The 20,460-nt window shown below is 64.9% G+C and carries 19 protein-coding genes; 12 read left to right on the top strand and 7 right to left on the bottom strand.

Features of this window, described 5'->3' with window-relative positions; all coding sequences use genetic code 11:
• Positions 1 to 59: 59 nt before the first annotated feature.
• The 4 genes from PEP31012_RS15220 to PEP31012_RS15205 form a co-directional block, all read right to left on the bottom strand.
• Positions 60 to 1,379 (bottom strand): MFS transporter, encoded by a 1,320-nt coding sequence (locus tag PEP31012_RS15220; protein WP_150590180.1) that lies wholly within the window; start codon positions 1,377 to 1,379, stop codon positions 60 to 62.
• A 42-nt stretch (positions 1,380 to 1,421) separates the two neighbouring features.
• Positions 1,422 to 2,927, bottom strand: coding sequence for an amidase (locus tag PEP31012_RS15215; protein WP_150590179.1), 1,506 nt, complete (start codon positions 2,925 to 2,927; stop codon positions 1,422 to 1,424).
• A 114-nt stretch (positions 2,928 to 3,041) separates the two neighbouring features.
• Positions 3,042 to 3,575, bottom strand: coding sequence for a hypothetical protein (locus PEP31012_RS15210; protein WP_150590178.1), 534 nt, complete (start codon positions 3,573 to 3,575; stop codon positions 3,042 to 3,044).
• A complete protein-coding gene (locus tag PEP31012_RS15205; RefSeq protein ID WP_174978256.1) occupies positions 3,575 to 4,273 on the bottom strand; it encodes a flagellar basal body L-ring protein FlgH in 699 nt (232 codons plus the stop codon). Before PEP31012_RS15205 ends, PEP31012_RS15210 begins: the two co-directional genes overlap by 1 nt.
• 278 nt (positions 4,274 to 4,551) lie before the next feature.
• On the opposite strand from PEP31012_RS15205, the gene PEP31012_RS15200 reads away from it, so the two are divergent.
• The 4 genes from PEP31012_RS15200 (at position 4,552) to PEP31012_RS15185 (ending at position 8,037) form a co-directional block, all read left to right on the top strand.
• A complete protein-coding gene (locus tag PEP31012_RS15200; RefSeq protein WP_246171316.1) occupies positions 4,552 to 5,682 on the top strand; it encodes an ATP-binding protein in 1,131 nt (376 codons plus the stop codon).
• 137 nt (positions 5,683 to 5,819) lie between these two features.
• On the top strand, positions 5,820 to 6,617 hold the full coding sequence (locus PEP31012_RS15195) for a response regulator (RefSeq protein ID WP_246171315.1): 798 nt from the start codon (positions 5,820 to 5,822) through the stop codon (positions 6,615 to 6,617).
• Positions 6,618 to 6,659: 42 nt separating this feature from the next.
• Positions 6,660 to 7,142 carry a hypothetical protein gene (locus PEP31012_RS15190; protein WP_150590174.1) on the top strand — a complete coding sequence of 161 codons (483 nt, stop codon included), beginning with the start codon at positions 6,660 to 6,662 and terminating at the stop codon, positions 7,140 to 7,142.
• Positions 7,143 to 7,434: 292 nt separating this feature from the next.
• Complete coding sequence (locus PEP31012_RS15185) at positions 7,435 to 8,037, top strand: BPSL1445 family SYLF domain-containing lipoprotein (RefSeq protein ID WP_150590173.1); 603 nt, start codon at positions 7,435 to 7,437, stop codon at positions 8,035 to 8,037.
• Positions 8,038 to 8,175: 138 nt separating this feature from the next.
• Here PEP31012_RS15185 and PEP31012_RS15180 read toward each other — a convergent pair whose 3' ends face one another.
• The 3 genes from PEP31012_RS15180 to PEP31012_RS15170 all read right to left on the bottom strand — a co-directional run bounded on the left by PEP31012_RS15180 (position 8,176) and on the right by PEP31012_RS15170 (position 11,189).
• Positions 8,176 to 9,045 (bottom strand): ABC transporter permease, encoded by an 870-nt coding sequence (locus PEP31012_RS15180; protein WP_017231589.1) that lies wholly within the window; start codon positions 9,043 to 9,045, stop codon positions 8,176 to 8,178.
• Between the two features lie 82 nt (positions 9,046 to 9,127).
• The gene (locus tag PEP31012_RS15175; RefSeq protein ID WP_150564406.1) at positions 9,128 to 9,961 is read right to left on the bottom strand and encodes an ABC transporter ATP-binding protein; all 834 of its coding nucleotides are present in this window, start codon (positions 9,959 to 9,961) and stop codon (positions 9,128 to 9,130) included.
• A gap of 178 nt (positions 9,962 to 10,139) precedes the next feature.
• On the bottom strand, positions 10,140 to 11,189 hold the full coding sequence (locus PEP31012_RS15170; RefSeq protein WP_150590172.1) for an ABC transporter substrate-binding protein: 1,050 nt from the start codon (positions 11,187 to 11,189) through the stop codon (positions 10,140 to 10,142).
• Between the two features lie 284 nt (positions 11,190 to 11,473).
• On the opposite strand from PEP31012_RS15170, the gene PEP31012_RS15165 reads away from it, so the two are divergent.
• From PEP31012_RS15165 to PEP31012_RS15130, 8 genes are all read left to right on the top strand, one after another.
• Complete coding sequence (locus tag PEP31012_RS15165) at positions 11,474 to 12,145, top strand: response regulator (RefSeq protein WP_150590171.1); 672 nt, start codon at positions 11,474 to 11,476, stop codon at positions 12,143 to 12,145.
• The gene (locus tag PEP31012_RS15160) at positions 12,138 to 13,532 is read left to right on the top strand and encodes a sensor histidine kinase (RefSeq protein WP_246171314.1); all 1,395 of its coding nucleotides are present in this window, start codon (positions 12,138 to 12,140) and stop codon (positions 13,530 to 13,532) included. Before PEP31012_RS15165 ends, PEP31012_RS15160 begins: the two co-directional genes overlap by 8 nt.
• 371 nt (positions 13,533 to 13,903) lie before the next feature.
• Positions 13,904 to 14,800 carry a sensor histidine kinase gene (locus tag PEP31012_RS15155; protein WP_150590170.1) on the top strand — a complete coding sequence of 299 codons (897 nt, stop codon included), beginning with the start codon at positions 13,904 to 13,906 and terminating at the stop codon, positions 14,798 to 14,800.
• Positions 14,797 to 15,456: a response regulator gene (locus PEP31012_RS15150; RefSeq protein WP_150590169.1), complete on the top strand. Its 660-nt coding sequence runs from the start codon at positions 14,797 to 14,799 to the stop codon at positions 15,454 to 15,456. Before PEP31012_RS15155 ends, PEP31012_RS15150 begins: the two co-directional genes overlap by 4 nt.
• Positions 15,457 to 15,950: 494 nt before the next feature.
• Entirely contained in the window at positions 15,951 to 17,363 is a 1,413-nt protein-coding gene (locus tag PEP31012_RS15145; protein WP_150590168.1) for a flagellin N-terminal helical domain-containing protein, read from the top strand.
• A 156-nt stretch (positions 17,364 to 17,519) separates the two neighbouring features.
• The gene (fliD, locus tag PEP31012_RS15140) at positions 17,520 to 19,625 is read left to right on the top strand and encodes a flagellar filament capping protein FliD (protein ID WP_150590167.1); all 2,106 of its coding nucleotides are present in this window, start codon (positions 17,520 to 17,522) and stop codon (positions 19,623 to 19,625) included.
• 39 nt (positions 19,626 to 19,664) lie between these two features.
• On the top strand, positions 19,665 to 20,099 hold the full coding sequence (fliS, locus tag PEP31012_RS15135) for a flagellar export chaperone FliS (protein ID WP_150590166.1): 435 nt from the start codon (positions 19,665 to 19,667) through the stop codon (positions 20,097 to 20,099).
• A complete protein-coding gene (locus tag PEP31012_RS15130) occupies positions 20,092 to 20,430 on the top strand; it encodes a flagellar protein FliT (protein ID WP_150590165.1) in 339 nt (112 codons plus the stop codon). Before fliS ends, PEP31012_RS15130 begins: the two co-directional genes overlap by 8 nt.
• Positions 20,431 to 20,460 lie beyond the last annotated feature (30 nt).

Raw genomic sequence — 20,460 nt, 5'->3', positions numbered from 1 at the left:
ACGGAAATGCCAATACAACAAATTGCCTGTGCGGGATGACCGCAGAAACGGGAAAGCGGTCAGTCGGCAGCGCGGCCGATGACGCCCGATACGGCGGCGTGAATGGTGCGCGAATCGTCGTTGCTTGCGTTCACCGGTTCGATGGCGTCGAGCTTGATACCGTTGGTTTCGGGCAGCATGATGGCCGCAATGATGACGAGTCCATAGCCGACAGCGGCCACGATGGGGATGGCGAGCGTGAGCGTCGTGTGACCGCTGGCGAGCCAACCGGCGATGAACGGAAATACCGAGCCGATGACGCGTCCTGCGTTGTATGCCACGCCATAGCCGGTGGCGCGAATCTCATGGGGATACGTCTCCGAGATCGTTGCCGCTACCCCCGCGAACGTTCCTTGCATCAACACGCCCATCAGGAAGCCCAGCACCATCATCACGGGCACCGGCGCCGGAATCAGCATGTAAGCGATGCTCATCACGAACGCACCGACGGCGAACAGGATGTAGGTCGGGCGACGCCCCAGCCTGTCGGTCGCCCAGGCGCCCACGGCATAGCCCACGATGGAGCCGCCGATGGTGATGGCCAGCCACAAGCCCGTGCCCGTCACCGACAGTCCGCGTTCAGTCTTGAGCCAGGTCGGCATCCAGGTGGCGATCGCGTAGTACGAGCCGAGCATGCCGCCCGAGAGCAGACTGCACCAGAGCGTGCGGGCCGCAAGGCCGCCGCTGAATACGCCGCAGATCGTCTTGAGCGGGCTGGTCTGACGGCGCTCGGCCATCGAGCGGGTAAAGGCCTCCGGCTCTTCCAGATTCCGGCGCAGCCAAAACACCATCACAGCCGGTGCCACGCCGATGAACAGGCAAACGCGCCAGGCCGTCTCTGGCGGGAGCCAGTTGAAGATCGCGCTGTAAGCGAGTGCCGCCAAGGCCCAGCCGAACGAATAGCTGCTCGCCGTGAAGCCCGAGAACTTGCCGCGATGGGCCGGATTGCGGATCGTCTCCATGACCAGCACCATGCACAGCGACGATTCGCCGCCAAAACCCAGGCCCTGGACGACGCGCATGATGGTCAGTTGCGTCGGCGAGTTGGTCAGGCCGCAGCCAAAGCACGCCAGCGCGAAGATCGCGATGGTCCAGCGCAGGATACGCACGCGACCATAGCGGTCCGCCAGTAGGCCCGCACCGATGGCGCCCACGAGCGAGGCGATCAACGTATAGGTGACGATGCTGCCTGCCGTTGCCTTGCTCATGCCCCACGTTGTGAGCAGCACGGGGATGAGGAAGGAATAGATCATGAAGTCGTAGACATCGACCGTATGGCCGATGAACGTGCCCGCAAGGGCGCGCTTCTCGTTTCTCGATAGTGAACTGAGCCAGGACATGAAGGTGTCCTCCTTGGAGGGTCGTGGGTTTCGTAGGGAAGGTCAGGCAGGTGGTGCGAAGGCGTAGCCGGCGGCCTCAAGCAATCTGGCTACATGGATCGAGCGCAGGTCGTGATACAGCGGCGCCACGATCTGTACGCCCACAGGCAGCCCCTGTGCCGTGCGCCCTGCGGGCGCAACGGTCGAGGGCAAGCCGCACAAGCCGGAATGCCCGGCCCAGAAAAGTTGCGTCGTGAGCGGCTGCGCGCGCCCGTTGACGTCCAGCGTGCGTTGCCAAGGCGCGCCCTCCTCGTTCAGCACGAACGCGGGCGTGGCCGCCACGGGGCACAGCAGCACGTCCACACGCTCGAACAATTCGCGCCACGCGGCCGCGAAACGCTCTCGTAGCGGCTGCAATCGGAGCCAGTCGCGATGCCGCATGGCCGCCCCCACGTACTGAAGCGACGCATAGCCCATGTCGTCCGCCGGAGCCTGACCGGCCGCCGCCACGGCGGCTTCGAATGCGTCGTCGCCCAGATAGCCGCACGTCGATGCCCGCAGCATCAACGTATACACACGCATCAGTTCGGCCGCGTCCAACGATGGGCGGGCATTCCACAGCACCTGCGCGCCACGGCGCTCAAGATCCTGCCCGAGGTGCACGATCGCCTGCTCCACCTCGGCGTCGACGTCGGCAACCGGGTGATTCGACAGAATGCCAAAGCGAATCTGGCGCAGGTCGGTCGCCTGACAGCGCGGCAGCTCGAAGCGCACGGCGCAGGCCGCCTCGGCCGACGGACCGGCAATGGCCGAGAGCACTATGTCAAGGTCGGCCGCGCTGCGTGCCAGCGGGCCCGCCACGTTGATATCGGGGAACGCCACGCCGCCTGGCAGGCCATGGCCGTCGAGGGGCACGAGACCGTGCGTGCTTTTGTGCGAGAAGATGCCGCAGTAGTGTGCAGGGTTACGAATCGACGAGCCGATGTCGGAGCCGACATCGAAGAAGGCCATGCCCGTGGCGACGGCGGCGGCACTGCCGCCCGACGAGCCGCCCGGTGTGCGTCTTAAATCGTGGGGATTGCGCGTGGTGCCGTAGACGTCGTTGTAGCTCTGCCAATCGCGCAGGTAGATCGGCACGTTGGTCTTGCCCAGCAGGATCGCACCGGCATCCATCAGCCGTTGCACGACGCTCGCATGTTGCTCTGCAATATTGTCGATGAATGCCGGATCGCCGACCGTTGTGGGCCAGCCCTTGACGTCAAACGATTCCTTGATCGTGAACGGGATGCCGTGCAAAGGCCCTCGGACTCGACCAGCGCGTAACTCCGTGTCTCGCTGATTTGCGACGGCATACGCTTGCTCGAAGTCGCTGACCACCACCGCGTTGAGCTTCGGATTCGATTGGCGCCAGGCCCCTTCACACGCGGCAACGAGCGCCTCCGACGTGACCTCACGACGCCGCAACGCCGCCCGTGCCGCCGTCACCGTGGCGTAGTGCCATTGGGGAGCGCCGGGCGAGTGCCATGATGCGATATCGTTGTCGAGCGAGTCGACTATAGGATTTGTCATGATGGAAAACTTATTTCAGTATTCTGTATACCATCCATGAACAAATTTTCGCTGTCAAGTCGCTCGCTTATCAGGGTTTCGGCTGAAGCACTGTCTGCCTCTCCCCCGCCTCGCTCAAAACACCACCAGCCGATCCACCAGTTGCGCGATCCGCGAGTTTGACGCCGACCATGATTCGACCGTGCGCGATCGACCGTCGAAGTACACCGTATTGATCACTGTCCCGTTGCGGCTGAGCGTCAGCGTCGCGTAGGCGAGGTATTCGCTCAACGCATTGCCCCACAACGCGTTGCGCCAGGCGCGCCGCACCGAGTAATTGAGCACGATACAGCCCGTCGGCCAAGTGCCCGGGCTATAGATCGTGCTCACGATGCCATACGCGCGCAAGCGTCCCTGTATCGCCGGCAGCAAATCGGAAATGCCGTCCGGCGACAGCTCGATGCACACATTGTGCGAGAGCAGCTCCGGCGCGGCAGGCGCCGTCGGCGGCACGATGGACGGCAACTGATCCGAGAGCATCACCCCCGTCGACACCATGCTCGAGGCCACCTGCGCGGCGAGCACCGGCACCGGTGTCGTGAAGAGGCACCCGCCCAGGGTGGCGCTGGCGGCCACCGCCAGCATCAGCACAGTCGCCAGTCGCTTCATCAGAACGGCGACACCCCGAGCAGAATGCCCTGCAGCCACCCGCCGCTGCTCCCGTCGGCCACCTGGCCCTCGTCCACCCGCGCCACCTTGGCCTGGCCCACCTTGCTCGACGCCACCACATTGCCCGGTGAAATGTCGAACTTGTTGACTACGCCCGTAAACCGGAACGTCTCCATATTGCGCCCTTGCAACACCTGCTTCTCCCCGCCCACGACATACGCACCGTTGGGCAACACCTCCACGATCGCCACCGCAATCGTGCCGGCCAGCGCCGTGCTCGAACTGTTGCTGCCGTTGCCCTTGAAACTGCTCGCGGACTGGCCGATGTTGAACCAGCGCTCCAGCACCGAATCGGCCCCGTCAGCCTTGGCGCTCTTGGCTGTCACGCTCGCGTTGCGCGAGATGTCGCTCTGCGACTTGTTCCCGCTCGACGAGTTTTCAGACACCGCAATTGTGAGCAGATCGCCGATGCGATGCGCGACCGGCGTCTCGAACCAGTTCGTGGCGGTAGTCGACTGATAGATGGACCCGCCCGTCTGCACATTCGCTACACGCGGCATGGGCATCACGGCCATCGGCGTGGGCGCCGGCGCCGAGCTGGAACAACCGCCCAGCATGGCACCCGCGCTCGCCAGCAGCGCGACCGTCCGGACAAAGCCGCGCACCCCGGCGCGCTGCAGCATCGACAGCTTCAACATGATGAGGCGCCCCCGCGCCGGTTCCGGACGCCGCATCCGGCCGTCTTCGAAAAGTGTGAACGGTGAGTTGATGACGACGCCGGCACGGCGGCCAGCGTCGAGAGGAATAGTAAGGAGCGCAAGTGCAGCCACTAAGCACAAATCGAGGAAAATTTGTGGAGGCCCGCCGCGTGCCACACCGATGCTGAGAAAATGGCCGCCAACGCTGACAGCGCCACATCGGTTCACCCCGCCCGGCGCGATGTCCAGCCATCACCGTTAGCCCAACCACCCAGCGCATGAATTCCGGCATCACTCGCAAGCTCTTCCTCGCGCTCTTCGCGACGGGCCTGATCACCATGACGGCCACGGCCCTCGTCGTGCGCGCCGCGCTCGGCGGGCATCGCTGGCTGTGCGGCGACAACCTGATGTATCTGACGATGCTCGGCGTCGCCCTGCTCGGCGCCGTGGCGCTGCACCTCGCCCGGCGTTTGCTCGTGCCGGTCACGCCGCTGCTCGAGGCCACCCACCGCATGGCGATGGGCGATTACAGCGTGCGCGCGCCAACCGCCGGTGCCGACGAACTCGCCCGTCTCGCGGTCGATCTGAACCGCCTGGCCGACACGCTCGCACGCAACGACCGCTCGCGCCGCGACCTGCTCGCCGATATCTCGCACGAGCTGCGCACGCCGCTGTCGATCCTGCGCGGCGAAATCGAAGCAATGGAAGACGGCGTGCGCCCGCTCACGCAGGACGCCATCGCCTCGCTGCGCGTCGAAATCTCGCAGCTCTCCAAGCTGATCGACGATCTCTACGAACTGTCGCTCTCGGACGTCGGCGCGCTCACCTATGCGTTCGGCCCCGTCGACATGACCGAGCGCGTCGCCACGTCCGTGGCCGCGTTCGGCGACTGGTTCGACGCCAAGGGCATCGCCCTGAACGTGCACCTGCCCGACGACACGCTCATCATCGACGGCGATCTCCACCGCGTGACACAACTGCTGGGCAATCTGCTCGAAAACTCGCTGCGCTACACCGATGGCGGCGGCGCGGTGCGCGTGTACCTGTCGGCCACCCCCACGCAGTTGCGACTGGAAATCGAAGACTCGGCGCCAGGCGTGCCGGACGACGCCCTGCCGCGCCTGTTCGAGCGCCTGTTCCGCGTGGAAGCCTCGCGCAGCCGTCGCAGCGGGGGCGCCGGTCTGGGGCTCACGCTATGCAAACACATCGTCGAAGCGCACGGTGGTCAGATCGCCGCGCGACATTCCCCACTGGGCGGCCTCGCGCTCACCATCACCCTGCCGTGTCACCGCCAGATGCCCACAGCCGCGAGTGGCGGATGCGGCGCAGCGTGCGGCGGGTCGCCCAGCGGCGCGCGCCGGCCCGCGCCGGCGCGGCTCGACGACCCGGCCCTGGCGACCTCATGCTGAGCCCGCCTCCCATGCCATCGCCGATGCCAACGCTCACGCCATCTCTCATGCCTTCGACCTCGCCGAGTCCGTCGCCAGACGCTTTGCACGCCTCGCCCATGGCGCCACTTTGCGCCCCAAGTTCACCTCCCGACGCGATGACCCTCGCCGACACCGCCCCGATTCTGATCGTCGAAGACGAGCCCAAACTTGCCGCATTGCTCGCGGAATACCTGCGGGTGGCGGGCATGCCCTGCCGCATTCTCTCGGACGGCCGCGACGTGCTTCCGGCCGTGCGCGCGACGCAGCCGCGCCTGATACTGCTCGACCTCATGCTCCCGGGCATGGACGGTCTCGAAGTCTGCCGCGCGGTACGCGAGATCTCCGACGTGCCGGTCGTCATGCTGACGGCCCGCGCGGCCGAGACCGACCGGCTGCTGGGCCTTGAACTCGGGGCCGACGACTACATCTGCAAGCCCTTCAGCCCGCGCGAGGTCGTGGCGCGCGTCAAGGCGATCCTGCGCCGGGTGCGCGGCGCCGGTATCACCTCGGCGCCTCCGGGATCCGCCACCTACACCAACGCAGCGCCGCCGCGCGCACTCGTCATCGACGCCGTGCGTCATCATGCGCGGCTCGACGGCCACGAACTGCCGCTCACGCCCGTGGAATTGCGGCTGCTGGCGACGCTCGCGAGCCATCCCGACAAGACCTTCCCGCGTGCCCACTTGCTCGATCGCATGTACGACGATCACCGCGTGGTCGCCGACCGCACGGTCGACAGTCATATCAAGAACCTGCGCCGCAAGTTGCAAGCGATCCGGCCCGATGAGGAAATCGTGCGCTCGATCTATGGCGTCGGCTATCGGCTGGAGCTGCGCACGGACCGCCCCGGCATGACCGCCGCGCGGCACGGCGTCACGGCTATCGACAATCCGGCGGGCGCGATGCCAGAATAGGCGCACCCGCGCCGCAGCGCGGTTCCCTTGAGGAGATCGACGATGCCACGCCGCGCCGCCCCGCTTTCCCCGATGCCCCCTGCCCTCGCTACCGCCGCCTCCCCCACGCCCAGCGACGCCGTATCGCCAATGCTTGACACTGCCGAGCCCGGGCGGGTTCACACCCCGATCAAACGCCTTCTGCAAGCGGCCGCCGCCGTCGCGTTGCTCGGTGTGGCCGGCTTATCGCTGGCGCAAACTCCCGTGTGTTTCGATAGCGGCGGGCGCCCCCTGCCGCCCGAGCAATGCTCGCAGGCCGCACGCGAGCAAGCCGCATCGCAAGCTGCCGCCGCCGCCGCCGCGAGGTCGCCGTCCCTGCGCGACGAATGCCGCGCGCTCGCCGACAAGATCGCCAACACGCCGGACAAGCCCGTCTACCAGCGCGGACGCCGGGTCGAGTCACCCGCCGGCGATCGCGTCGACATTCCTACACGCACCCGCCCGCGCAAAGCCCTCATCGAGGAATACAAGCGCAAGTGTACGTAGGCGGACACCTACACGTTAGCGAAAGATAGAGGCAAATTAGCGGAACTTGTCGCGCCAATTTCTTGACAATAACGACAGAGGCCGCATAATCGTCGTCACGCCGACGCGTTGTCTGCCACGATGGCATATCGCCTTGTTCGTCGGATGCCGAACGATCCGCCCTCATCATCCGCTTCATGGCCGAAGCGACGCGCGCTGCACGGCGCGCGCCATCGGCCCGACGTTTTATCCGTCTTATCCGTATCCATGCCGCCAAGCGCATCACGCGGCACACGCTATCTGGAGGGAGAAAATGCAAAAACGCGAATTCCTGATGAAAACGTCCGCCGCCGTTGCCGCCGCTGCCTTCGCGCTCACCGGCTGCACCACGACCACGCCGTCGCAGGCCAGCAAGAGCGACAGCTCGCCCAGCGCCAATGCGAACAAGCGCCGTGAGATCGATGCGTCGGTGAATGGCGCGCTCGACAAGATGTATGCGTCCGTGCCGGGCTCGCGCGAACTGGTGAGCAAGTCGCGCGGCATGCTCGTGTTCCCGTCGGTGCTGCAAGCGGGCTTCGTCGTGGGCGGCCAGTATGGGGAAGGCGCGCTGCGCGTGGGTGGCGTCACAAAGGGCTACTACAACACGGTCACGGCGTCGTTCGGTCTGCAAATCGGGGCGCAATCGAAGGCCGTCATCTTCCTGTTCATGACGCAGGACGCCCTCGATAAATTCCAGCGCACCGACGGCTGGACGGCCGGCGCCGACGCTTCCGTCGCGCTGGTCAAGATCGGCGCGAACGGTGCGGTCGACCTGAACACCGCGACCTCGCCGGTCGAAGTGATCGTCATGACCAACGCCGGTTTGATGGCCAACCTGAACGTCGAAGGCACGAAGGTCAGCAAGCTCAACATCTGACGCTGACGGCACAGCGCGATGGCGAAACGGCGGTATTTCCAGGCCCGCCGCCGTTGCGCGTTGCACCCGCCAAACGAAAACGGCGCCATCCGTAAAAGATGGCGCCGTTGTGTCATGCGCAGACGGTGACCGTCGGCATCACTCGGTGCTGAACGCCGCCGGACGCCACTTCAGCAAACGCTTCTCGAGCGACGTCAGCAGGTAGTCCGCCGCCAGCGCCACCACGGCAAGCACGATCATCGCGGCAAACACGCCACTCGCATTGAACGCACCCTGCGCGGTCGAGATCAGCAGGCCGATGCCCTGCTTCGAGCCGAGGAACTCGCCGACCACCGCCCCCACCAGCGCAAAGCCGAAGCTGACGTGCAGGCTGGCGAGAATCCACGACAACGCCGACGGAATCACCACCGACATCGTCACCTGACGGCGCGACGCGCCCAGGATCTGCGCATTCGCGATCATGTAGCGGTCGGCTTCACGCACACCCTGGAAGGCGTTGGCGAACACGACGAAGAACACCATCACCACGGCGAGCGCCACCTTCGAGGCCATGCCCAGACCCAGCGAGATCACGAAGATCGACCCGAGCACCACGCGCGGAATCGAGTTGGCGATCTGGATGTAGAGACTGAAGACATCCGAGAGCAGCTTGTTGCGCCCGAGCACGATGCCGCAGATCACACCCGCCACGCCGCCGATCAGAAAGCCCAGCACGGTCTCTTCGAGCGTGACAAACACCTGCGTCCAGAGCGGGCCCTGCGAGGTGCCTTCCACACACCACTCATAGATCTGCGCAACGATCTGGGTCGGTTGCGAGAAGAAGAACGGATCGATCCACCCCACGCGCGCACCCACTTCCCAGCCGCCCAATCCGATCACCAGAATGGCCACGCGCAGAAAAATCACCAGCGCGCGACGTTGTTTGATGCGACGCTGCGCGCTGGCTTCCTCTCGCGCGAGATCGGCGTCACTGAATCCTGCCACCATGGCCTGTTCACTCATGTTCATGCCCTCCTCCAGACGGCGTGGGCACGCGCGTCGATGCGCGGCCCGCAAATGCATTGTCGATGCCCCCGCAGGGGCGTCGTCTTCAACCGATCTTCACTTCGTCACGCAGATCCGCCCAGATCTCGCGCGAAATGTCGATGAAGCGCTGCTCGTAGCGCACTTCGGACATCACGCGCGGACGCGGCAGATCGATCGTGTACACATTCTTCAGCGTAGCCGGGCGCGCCGTGAGCACGAACACGCGATCGGCCAGCGCAATCGCCTCTTCCAGATCGTGGGTGACGAACACCACCGAGCCCGAGGTCGACGACCACAGTTGCAGCAGCTCGTCCTGCATGAGCGTGCGCGTTTGCATGTCGAGCGCGGAGAACGGCTCGTCCATCAACAGGATTTCGGGGTTGTTGATGAAGGTCTGCGCCAGCGCCACGCGCTTGCGCATGCCGCCCGAGAGCTGATGCGGGTAGTGGTCGCCGAACTTGTCCAGGCCCACGCGCTTGATCCATTGGTCCGCCAGCGCGTAGGCGGCGTCCTTGGACTGACCGCGAAAGAGCGGGCCGGCGGCCACGTTCTCGCGCACGCTGCGCCACGGGAACACGGCATCGTTCTGGAACACGAAGCCGATGCGCGGATCGATGCCGTTCACGGGCTGACCCATCACGCGCACGCTGCCGGCCGTCGGGCGCAGCAGGCCGGTGATCATCGACAGCGTGGTCGACTTGCCGCAGCCGGTCGGCCCGACGATGGCGACGAACTCGCCGCGGGCCACCGACATGCTGAAGTTGCGCAGCGCGATGGTGGCGTGGCCGTCAGCCGAGATGAAGCGGCACGACACGTTGTCGAATTCGATGGCCGGGGTATCGCGCGAGACGGGGCTCGCAGCGCGCGCCGGCGCAGTGGGGGTGATGGTCTGGGTCATGCCCGGTTCCTCAGAGACGTCGAACGGCAAACGGTGTCGTTGCGGTTTTTCAGGGGTGAGTCTGCCCGCACACCGGACGGTCGTCGGGTGCGGGCGGCTCGGGGGGCGGCGCGTCAAGCGACGCGCGCGCCGGCACTACAGGGTCAAAAGGATCAAAGGGTGACGCGCGATCGAACGATTACTTCGGCACGTTCGCGGCGTCGACAAACGCGTTGGTGTAGGTCTTCGAGAGGTCGATGTGCTTGCCCTTCACGTTCGGATTGAACGCGGAGAGCACCTTGAGCACCGTCTCCGGACCATCCTTCGGCATGCGGCCGTCCGGCGAGTACATCGGCAGCGAGTTCTGCAGCGCCTGCAGGTACAGCGCCTTGTTGTTGGCGTAGTAGTCCTTCGGCATCTTTTCGGCGATCTCGGCGGCCGAGTGGGTGTGGATGTACTTGAGCGTCTTCACGAACGCACGGGCCAGCTTGGTCGCCTCTTCCTTGTGCGTGTCGGCCCAGGCGCGCTGCACGTACAGGCTCGACGCCGGATAAGCGCCGCCCAGCGCGTCGACCGTGCCCTTGAGGGTGCGCATGTCGACGAGCACTGCCGCGTCGCCCGTGTTGATCAGGCGCGAAGCGGTCGGCTCGGTCGTCATGCCGGCATCGATCCGGTTCTGCTTGATGGCGGCAATGAACGTGTTGTCAGCACCGACCGGCAGCACCGAGAACTGCGACGACGTGATGCCGTGCTTGGCGGCGAGGTACTGCGTGAGGAAGTTGGTCGACGCACCCAGGCCCGTCACACCCAGGGTCTTGCCCTTGATGTCGGCCATGCTCTTGATGGTGTCGCGGCTCTTGGCGTTGACCAGTTCGACTTCGCCCGGCACTTGGCCAAAGACCGTGATGGCCTCGACTTCCTTGCCCTTGCTTTGCAGGTCGATGGAGTGATCGTAGAAGCCGACCACCGCCTGCACGGCACCGGCGAGCAGTTCATTTTCGGCGTCGACACCGGCCGGCTGCGAGAGCAGCTCGACGTTCAGCCCTTCGTCCTTGAAGTAGCCGAGTTGCTCGGCAAGCTTGGCCGGCAGGTAGATCATCTTGGTGATGCCGCCCACCATGATCGTGATCTTGCCGCTGTCGGCAGCGAAACTCGGCACGGCGGCCAGCGCCAGCGATGCGCCGAACACGGCGGCCAGAACGGGTTTCACGAAGGCTTTCGGCGTACGCACGCCACGGCTTGCTCGCATTATGGTGTCTCCATCGTTTTTAGGGATAATGGCTCAGGCGTCGCGTGGCGGCGCCGGCCGACCGCCGTGGTTGGCCACGGGGCCCAGGCAGCGGTCCTCTGAATCGTTTCCTTTGCCTTGATGTGGATTGTAGAAAACCGAAGCTTTCATCGAGCTTTCGTCCCATGCAGGTTTTCTCGCCTAAAAGATGCGTGTTTACCCGCTGTTGGCTTGCGCCGGTTCGGCGGGCACACTCGCCGTCGCTGTCTGCGACGCTGCCCCCGTCGCCCTACGCCTTTGCCGTCATGAAACTGCTGCTGATCGAAGATAACGACACCCTCGCCCACTGGCTCGCCCGCATGCTGCGCGACGACAACTTCACCGTCGACGCGGCGCGCGACGGCGATGCCGCCGATCGTCTGCTGCAAACGGAGACGTACGACGTGGTGCTGCTCGATCTCATGCTGCCCAAGCTCGGCGGCAAGCATGTGCTGCGACGGCTGCGCGAGCGTCGCAACAACGTGCCGGTCATCATTCTCACAGCCAGCGGCTCTGTCGACGAGAAGGTCGACTGTCTCGGCGCGGGGGCCGACGACTATCTGGTCAAGCCCTTCGAAGTGCGCGAGCTGATCGCCCGCGTCAAGGCGCTCGCCCGCCGGCATGCGCCCGAGCAGAGCGCCGACCTGGTGTGCGCCGATCTGGCCTATCACTCAGGCACGCGACAGTTCACGATCGCAGGCGCGCCGCTCGCGCTGCCGTCGCGCGAACACGCCGTGCTCGAAATCCTCATGCGCAAGCAGGGCAAGACGGTCGCCAAAAGCGCGCTCGTCGACGGCGTCTTCGGTCTGGACGACGAGCCGAGCGCGGATGCCATCGAGATCTATATCCACCGACTGCGCAAGAAACTCGAGACGAGCCACGCGGCTATCATGACGCTACGCGGCCTGGGCTATCTGCTGCGCGCCAAAGATGCTTAGCCTGCGCGTACGGCTGCTGATGTGGCTGATGCTGCCCCTCTCGCTCTACATCGGCGCGAGTGGCTGGCAGGCGTATCGCAGTGCCCGCGACACCGCCGCGCTCGTGCAGGACCGGGCCTTGCTCACCTCGGCACAGGTGATTGCCGGGGAACTCACCTGGGTCGATGGCGCGCTGCGCGCGAGCGTGCCGCCCTCCGCGCTCGAACTGTTCGCCTCGCCAGCGCGCGACCGGGTGTTCTATCAGGTCGTCACCCAGGACGGTCAACTGCTTGCGGGTCCGCCGGATTTTCCGCGCCCCCCCCTGTTCCCCGCGACCGTCCCGGCGTACTCCAGCGTCACCGTCAACGGCGAACCTCTGCGCGCCGTCAGCTACGTGCGCACGATGTACAACGCTGGCACGCCGTATCGGGTCGCGGTCGTGGTGGCCGAGACGATGCACGCCCACGACGAGATGCTCGCGCAGTTGTGGGAACCCTCACTGCACCGCCAGATCGCCATGGCCGCGCTGGCCGCCCTGCTGGTCCTCATCGGGCTGACGGTCGAGCTCCATCCGCTCATCCGCCTCAAGGACGAAGTCGCCGGACGTGCGCCGCAGGAACTGGTGCCGATTCGCGCCGGACAACTGCAAACCGAGTTGCGGCCCATCGTCGACGCCATCAACCTGTGCATTCAACGGCTCTCGGCGCAGGCCCAGCAGCAGCGGCGCTTCGTGGCCGACGCCGCGCACCAGCTACGCACACCGCTCACGCTGCTCGACACCCAGTTGCAGTTCGCCGCGCAGCTCGACGACCGGGCCGCGCTCGCCGACGTGCTCGCCGCCATGCAGACGAGCAGTCGCGGGCTGGCCGATCTCACCAACAAGCTGCTTCTGCTCTCGCAGGCCGAGGCGGCCGACACCCCGGCGTTTTCGCGCTCGCGCGTCGATCTGGTGGCAGTCGCCGCCGGCGTGCTCGAGGAACTCGTCGCCCTTGCGCAACGTCGCCATATCGATCTTGGGCTGGAGACGGCCGAGGCGCACGTGTGGGTCGAGGGCAATGGCGAGCTGTTTCACGCCATGGTCATGAATCTTGTCGACAATGCGATCCGCTATATCCACGAGGGGGGTCGCGTCACGGTCGCCATTGGCAGTCCTGAGAACACGGCCCGCCTGCGTGTGATCGACGATGGGCCGGGGATCCAGGCCGAAGCGCGGCAGCGCGTATTCGAGCGCTTCTATCGGAACGCGCCGCCGGGTCAACCCGGCACCGGGCTCGGGCTGGCAATCGTCAAGGAAATCGTGGCGGCCAGCTACGGCACGGTGACGCTGGCGTCGGGCGACGATGGCCGCGGCCTGATCGTGACCGTAACGCTACCGCTGGCAGCACAGGCTGAAAGCAACGCCTCATAGGGAACGGTACCGGGGATACCTCTCCGATAACACGCATCAACCGCCCGCGTACCCGCCTGATAGAAACTCACAACCGTATGAAGTCGCAAGAAAAACTCAGGTATTTCCGTTGGTTAGATCGAAAAAATCGTTTGAAACACTTCCTCGACGCTTCGGGCTAGGACAAACCCTGATATATTTTGGGGTCTTTGCAGAATTTCCCTTAAGCAAGCCGATACTTTTTGATCCAAATCAAATAGTTATGCTTTGCCGTCAGTCGCGCGGTTGTCCACCGCGCGCAATTGTGACGAAATGTAAAGTTTGTTAAATTCGGTGGGGTCTCGGCGCGCAAGTTGCGGCACGGGACTTTTTCTCTCAGGGATTTTGCCTCCATGCCGTATCTCGTCGATCGTGCCGCACAGGCTGCGAGACGCCGCGGGTCAATTGACGACGCGTTGCACACGCGCGTCGTGACACCGGCATCGGATCCGGCTGCCGCGTGCGACACGGCGTTGCCGGGCGAGCCCGCCTCGCGCGCTGCGGTGGCGCGCCCGCTGGCACAGTCGGTGGCACGCGCGATCGACGCCGCGCGCGAAGCCGAGCGCGCGCGTCTGGCCCGCGAACTGCACGACGGACTCGGCGCGCACCTCACGGCATTGCAGTTGGTGGTGGGGCGCCTGGCGACACGCGCGCCGGCCAACGCCGCCGAATGGCAGTCCCTCTGCACCCAGATTCAGCAAGCGGCCAACGCCGCCCAGGACGCCGCCGACGAACTCGTCGGCCGTCAACACCCACCCGCGCTCGACGCGGGCCTCGTTGCCTCGTTGCGCGCCTGGCTGCGTCGCTTCGGCGAACAAAGCGGCCTCACCTGCATCTGGCGTTGTGACGACGTGACGCGCGAGCGCGTCGCCAAGCTCACGCCCGACGCGGTGCTGGCGTTGTACCGCATTGCGCAGGAAGCGCTGACCAACGTCGCCCGCCATGCACGCGCCTCTCGCGTGGTGGTGGCGCTCGACGGCAGTCATCGTTCACTCAAACTCACGATTTCCGACGATGGTTGCGGTTTGGCCCGCGGCGCACGTCGCAAGCAGGGACATTTCGGATTGGCAGGAATGCGCGAGCGCTGCACGGCGCTTGGCGGCACGATACGTATTGGCAGTGCGCAAGGATCTGGGACGCTCGTGAACGCGCGTCTTCCCTGGCACCAGATTCTGTCGTCCCCGGTCGCGGCACACGCGACCGGCCACCATGCCCCGGAATCGCTTGCTCTTCACGGATACGCATCATGACGCTCAGAGTGCTCATCGTCGACGACCACGCCATCGTGCGTCAGGGCGTGCGACAGTTGCTCTCCGATAGCGGGAGCATTTCAGTCATCGGCGAAGCCGACTGCGGCGCGGAAGCGCTGGAGATGACCGACGCCGCCCAGTGGGACATCGTCCTGCTCGATATTTCGCTGCCCGACACGAACGGGCTTGAGATTCTCAAGACCCTGCGACGCAAGCATCCGCGTCTGCCGATCATGATCTTCAGCATGTACGGTGAAGGCCAGTTCGCGCTTCGGGCGCTCAAGGCCGGCGCGGCCGGTTATCTGAGCAAGCGCTCGAACGCCCAGCAGTTGGTCTCGGCCGTGCGGCAGGTCGCCGCGGGCCGCAAGTATGTCAGCCCGATGGTCGCCGAGACGCTCGCCGACTACCTCGGCCCGGACGCCGACCAGCCGCCGCATGAGCGCCTGTCCGACCGGGAATACCAGACGCTTTGCATGATCGGTTCGGGCAAGCGCCTGACGGACATCGCCAACGCGCTCTCACTTTCGGTCAAGACGGTAAGCGTGTATCGCACGCGTCTGCTGGAAAAGATGCGCCTGAACAACAACGCCGAACTCACCTATTACGTGATGCAACACGGCCTGGTCAGCGCCGAGATGGGACCGCTCTGCGCCTGAGCGCTCCGGCATCAAGCCTCAAGGAAGTAAGCAATCACTACGTGGCCCGCGCTCGCGGGCCACGTGCATTTCGGTCCGCCGATCCGATCTTCGTCGTTGGCAGCGTTGCCCTCGGCAACGCTTTCTCACCCGGGCGAGAAATTTTCTTGTAGGCCTTCAAAGCGTTGCCACCCGCTGAGAATTGGCGGTCGCGCGACAAGGTGTCGGCCCCCTGCGGCCACCTCTCCAAGCCTTACAGGGATTGAATAGGCGGCAGATTGCCCCTTTCCTTGCGCGATCAATCGTGGAGGGATTTTGTAGACTGGCCCACTAGCGTTTTTCCTACATCGACAGGGCCCGTCGATGGGGGGTGACACATCATTTTGTGAAATCACCCTAAATTTTCCCAATGGCCGTCCGATATCCCCTACAACGGCGGCTTTCGGCGAATGGCTGTAGAGCCGAAGTTACGGCGCTTAAGCCGGAGCCAAAAATTTTGGGAAAGGAGTGGCTAAATGTCATCTGTCATCAATACCAATATCTTCTCGCTGGTTGCACAACGTAACCTGAGCACGTCGCAGTCGGGCCTGCAAACCTCGATCACGCGTCTGTCCTCGGGTATGCGCATCAACAGCGCCGCCGACGACGCCGCCGGTCTGGCGATCACGGACCGCATGTCGGCCCAGATCAACGGCACGCAGCAAGCGCAGCGCAACGCCAACGACGGTATCTCGCTGGTGCAAACCGCCGCGGGCGCCCTGTCGGCGATCACCGACAACCTGCAGCGCATCCGTACGCTGGCCGTTCAATCGACCAACTCGACGAACTCGGCGTCGGACCGCGCCGCACTGGACCAGGAAGTCCAGCAGCGTCTGGCGGAAGTGAACCGCCTGGCCACCCAAACGTCGTTCAACGGCCTGAACGTGCTCGACGGCTCGATGGGCACGGCGAACTTCCAGGTCGGCGCCAACGCAGGCCAGACCATTTCGGTCAACCTGCAACAAAGCATGACCATTTCGAGCATCGGTTCGGTCGCGCAAACGTCTTCGGCCACCAATCCGCTGAGCTTCACCGTTGCTGCCCTGACCGTGCAGATGGGTGCGGGCGCCGCCGTCAACGTCAAGGCCGGCACGTACAACAGCTCGGCCGACCTGGCCACGGCGATCAACACCGCCGCCCAATCCGCCGGCTTCACGGGCAACGTTGCCTCGGTCAACTCGGCCGGTGAAATCGCCATCACCAACACCGACGCGGCGCAAACGATGACCATCGCTGGCGCCGACGCCACGACGCTGGGCATGGCCGTCGCCGGTGCTGCCGCCGGTGTGACGACCACGTCGACCGCCGTCGCTTCGACGTTCTCGCAAACGCTCGCCGCAGGCGACCTGGTCCTGACCGTCAACGGCAAGGCCACGAACATCACCGGCAAGATGAACAGCGCCAGCGACCTGGCCAACGCGATCAACTCGTCGAACAGCGGCGTGAACGCGTATGTCGACACCACCGGCCAGATGCACCTCAGCTCGGGTTCGTCGTTCCAGATCAGCGGCGGCACTGCGGCCATCCTGACCAAGCTGGGCCTGCCGACGGCGGCCACGACCTACGCCACGAGCGGCAGCCTGGCACAAGCCGACGTGAAGACGGTCAGCAGCGCCACGCTGATGCTGTCGCAGATCGACTCGGCCATCGGCACCGTCGACACGCTGCAATCGACCCTGGGCGCCATTCAAAACCGCTTCCAGTCGACGATTTCGAGCCTGTCGACCACGACGCAGAACCTGACCACGGCGCGTTCGGGCGTGCAAGACACCGACTACGCTTCGGAAACGGCCAACCTGACCAAGTCGCAGATCCTGCAACAAGCCGGTATCTCGATGCTGGCCCAGGCCAACCAATTGCCGCAGCAAGTGCTGAAGCTTCTCCAGTAAGCGCCTGTTGGGTAGGGTTTGACGCCCGGCGGCAACGTGGCCGGGCCGCCGGCGGCGCCACCTTCACGGGGGGCGCCGCCGCAAACATTACAAAGGCAGCGTTTTTCGTGCCGGCGTTTTGTGAGTTGAGCAACTATTTTTGAGAGCGAGCAATTTATGGCTTCTACCGGCAGTAGCACTACGGGCTCCATTTCGTCACCGGGCATTGGCTCCGGGCTGGACGTGAACGCGCTCGTGACCAGTCTGATGCAGCCGGCCACGCAAAAGCTCAGCTTGCTCAAGTCACAAGAAGCCAGCTATCAGACCAAGGTCTCCGCACTCGGCAGCCTGCAATCGGCGCTGAGTTCGTTCCAGTCGTCGCTGTCGGCCCTGTCGTCGGCGTCGTCGTTCCTGCAGATGAGCGCTACACCTGGCGACGCCACGATCCTGACGGCGTCGGCGGACACCACGGCGAAGGCCGGCAGCTATACGATCAACACGACGCAACTGGCGCAGGCGCAAAGCCTGTCGACGTCCGGCGTGTCGGATCCCGCGGCGTCGATCGGCACGGGCGCATCCACCCAGTTGACGTTCAGCTTCGGCACGATATCGGGCGGCACGCTCGCGAACGGCACGTACACCGGCGCCAGCTTCTCGCCGAATGCGCAGCAGGCACCGTTCAGCATCACGATCACGAACAGCAACAACTCGCTGCAAGGCATTCGCGACGCCATCAACGCCGCCAATGGCGGGGTGACCGCCACGATCGTCAATGACGGCAGCGCCACGCCGAACCGCCTGGTCCTGACCTCGACGCAGACCGGTCAGGCAATGAGCATGAAGGTGGACGTTGCCGCGGGCGGCGATGCCACGCTCACGAACATGCTGGCGTACGACCCCACCGGCACGCAGAACCTGACGCAGACGGCCGCCGGCCAGAACGCGAACCTGACCATCAACGGGCTGGCCGTGTCGAGCCAGACCAACACGGTCAAGAGCGCCGTGCAGGGTCTGTCGATGAGCCTGCTCAAGACCGGCACGACCACCGTCAGCGTCAGCAACAACAGCGACGGCGTCACCAAGTCGGTCAGCGATTTCGTTACGGCCTACAACACGCTGCATTCCGCGATCGGTCAACTGACGTACTTCGATAAATCGAGCGCTTCGCCCGGCAGCACCTCGAACAACAACGGCCCGCTGATCGGCGACACGACCACGCAGATGATCACGACGCAGATCCAGCAGATTCTGAACGGCAAACTGCCGGGGGTCGCGGGGTCGGTACTGACGTCGCTCGCAGACATCGGCGTGACGTTCCAGGCCGGCGACGGCTCCGGTAGCGCCACGGATACGTCGGGCCAGCTCGCGGTCGATTCGGCCAAGCTGCAAAAAGCCATTGCGTCGGGCGGCTTCGCCCAGCTTGCATCACTGCTCGCGACCAACGGCACGACCACCGACAGCCTGATCAGCTACCAGAGCTCGACCACCAATACGCAGCCGGGCCAGTACGACGTGGTCATCACGCGCCTCGCGACGCAGGGCACGCTCACGTCAAACGCCACGCTTGGCGCGAACACCGTCATCAACGGCACCAACAATACGCTGACGGTGCAGGTCGACGGCACGAGCACGACCATCACCATCCCGAACGGCACCTACACCCCCGACAAGATGGCCGCGGCCTTGCAGGCCGCGATCAACGGCAACTCGCAGTTCGTCGCCAATGGCTCGACGGTAACCGTCAAGCAGACCGCCGGGGTGCTGTCGATTACGTCGAACCGCTATGGCTCAGCCTCGAACATCCGCGTCACGTCGGGCAATGCCCAGACCACGCTGTTCGGCACCGGCGTGTCGCCCAGCACCGACGGCGTGGACGTCGGTGGCTCGATCGGCGGCGTGATCGCCACGGGCAGCGGCCAGTCGCTGACCGGCGCCGCGGGTTCGCTGACCGACGGCCTCAAGATCCAGGTCACCGGCACCAACCTCGGCAATCGCGGCACCATCAACTTCTCGCAAGGCTATGCGTCGCTGCTGTCGAACCAGGTCAGCAATTTCCTGAGCGCCAAGGGCGCCATCAGCACGGCCACGTCGAACCTGAACGCCAGCATCAAGCAGGTGCAGCAACAGGAGAGTGACTGGCAGGACCAGATGACGCAGATGCAGAACCGCTACCTCGCCCAGTTCACGGCACTGGACGCGACGATGGCCAAGTTGCAGAACACGAGCGACTACCTCAAGCAGGTGCTTGGCGGTTCGTCGTCTTCGTCGTCATCCTCGAAGTAAGCCCGCGACGCCCTCACGCCGCGCGCTTCGGAGAAAGTCATGTACGGTCAAAACGCCGCCAACGCTTATCGCAAAGTCGGACTCGAGACGGGTGTCATCGCCGCGAGTCCGCACCAGCTCATCATGATGCTGTTCGACGGTGCCAAGGCAGCCCTCACCAAGGCCCGCGTCCATTTCGAAGACGGTCGCATCGCCGATCGCGGACTCGCGCTCTCGAAAGCCATCGGCATCATTGGCGGTCTGCGCGACGGCCTGGACATGGACGTCGGCGGAGAGCTGTCGCGCAACCTGCGCGATCTTTACGACTACATGGGCCAACGCCTGCTCGAAGCGAATCTCGAGAATGACGTTGTCAAGGTACAGGAAGTCGACACCCTGCTCGACACGATTGCCTCGGCCTGGCGCGCGATCGCCCCGGCGGCCGGCACGGGTGCCCCCGCCGCACAGGCGGGCACCGGAGTGCGCTATGAATGAAGCCAAGACGTTGCTGAACTGCTACGAGAGTATTGCCGGCCTCACGGAGCGCATGCTCGGCGTGGCGCGCGATGGCGATTGGGATGCCCTCATCGACCTCGAGATGCAGTATCGCGCGCAGGTCGATTCGATCAAGCAGCTCGAGGCCTCGCTGCCGCTCAACGAGGACGAGCGAGCACGCAAGCATGCCGTCATCCGGCGTATTCTGGCCGACGACGCGGCGATTCGCGATCTCGTGGTGCCGCGTCTGGCCCATCTGGACGCCATGATCAACAGCACACGCCGTCAACGTGCCCTGCACGAAGTCTACGGCCTGAACCTGGGCACCTGACGCGCCCGCGCGTCTCGTCGCCCGTTATTC

It is taken from the genome of Pandoraea eparura (assembly GCF_902459725.1).
Classification (GTDB): domain Bacteria; phylum Pseudomonadota; class Gammaproteobacteria; order Burkholderiales; family Burkholderiaceae; genus Pandoraea; species Pandoraea eparura.
Note: the sequence above shows the minus strand (reverse complement) of the source record. Positions and strands in the feature narration are given on the sequence as shown.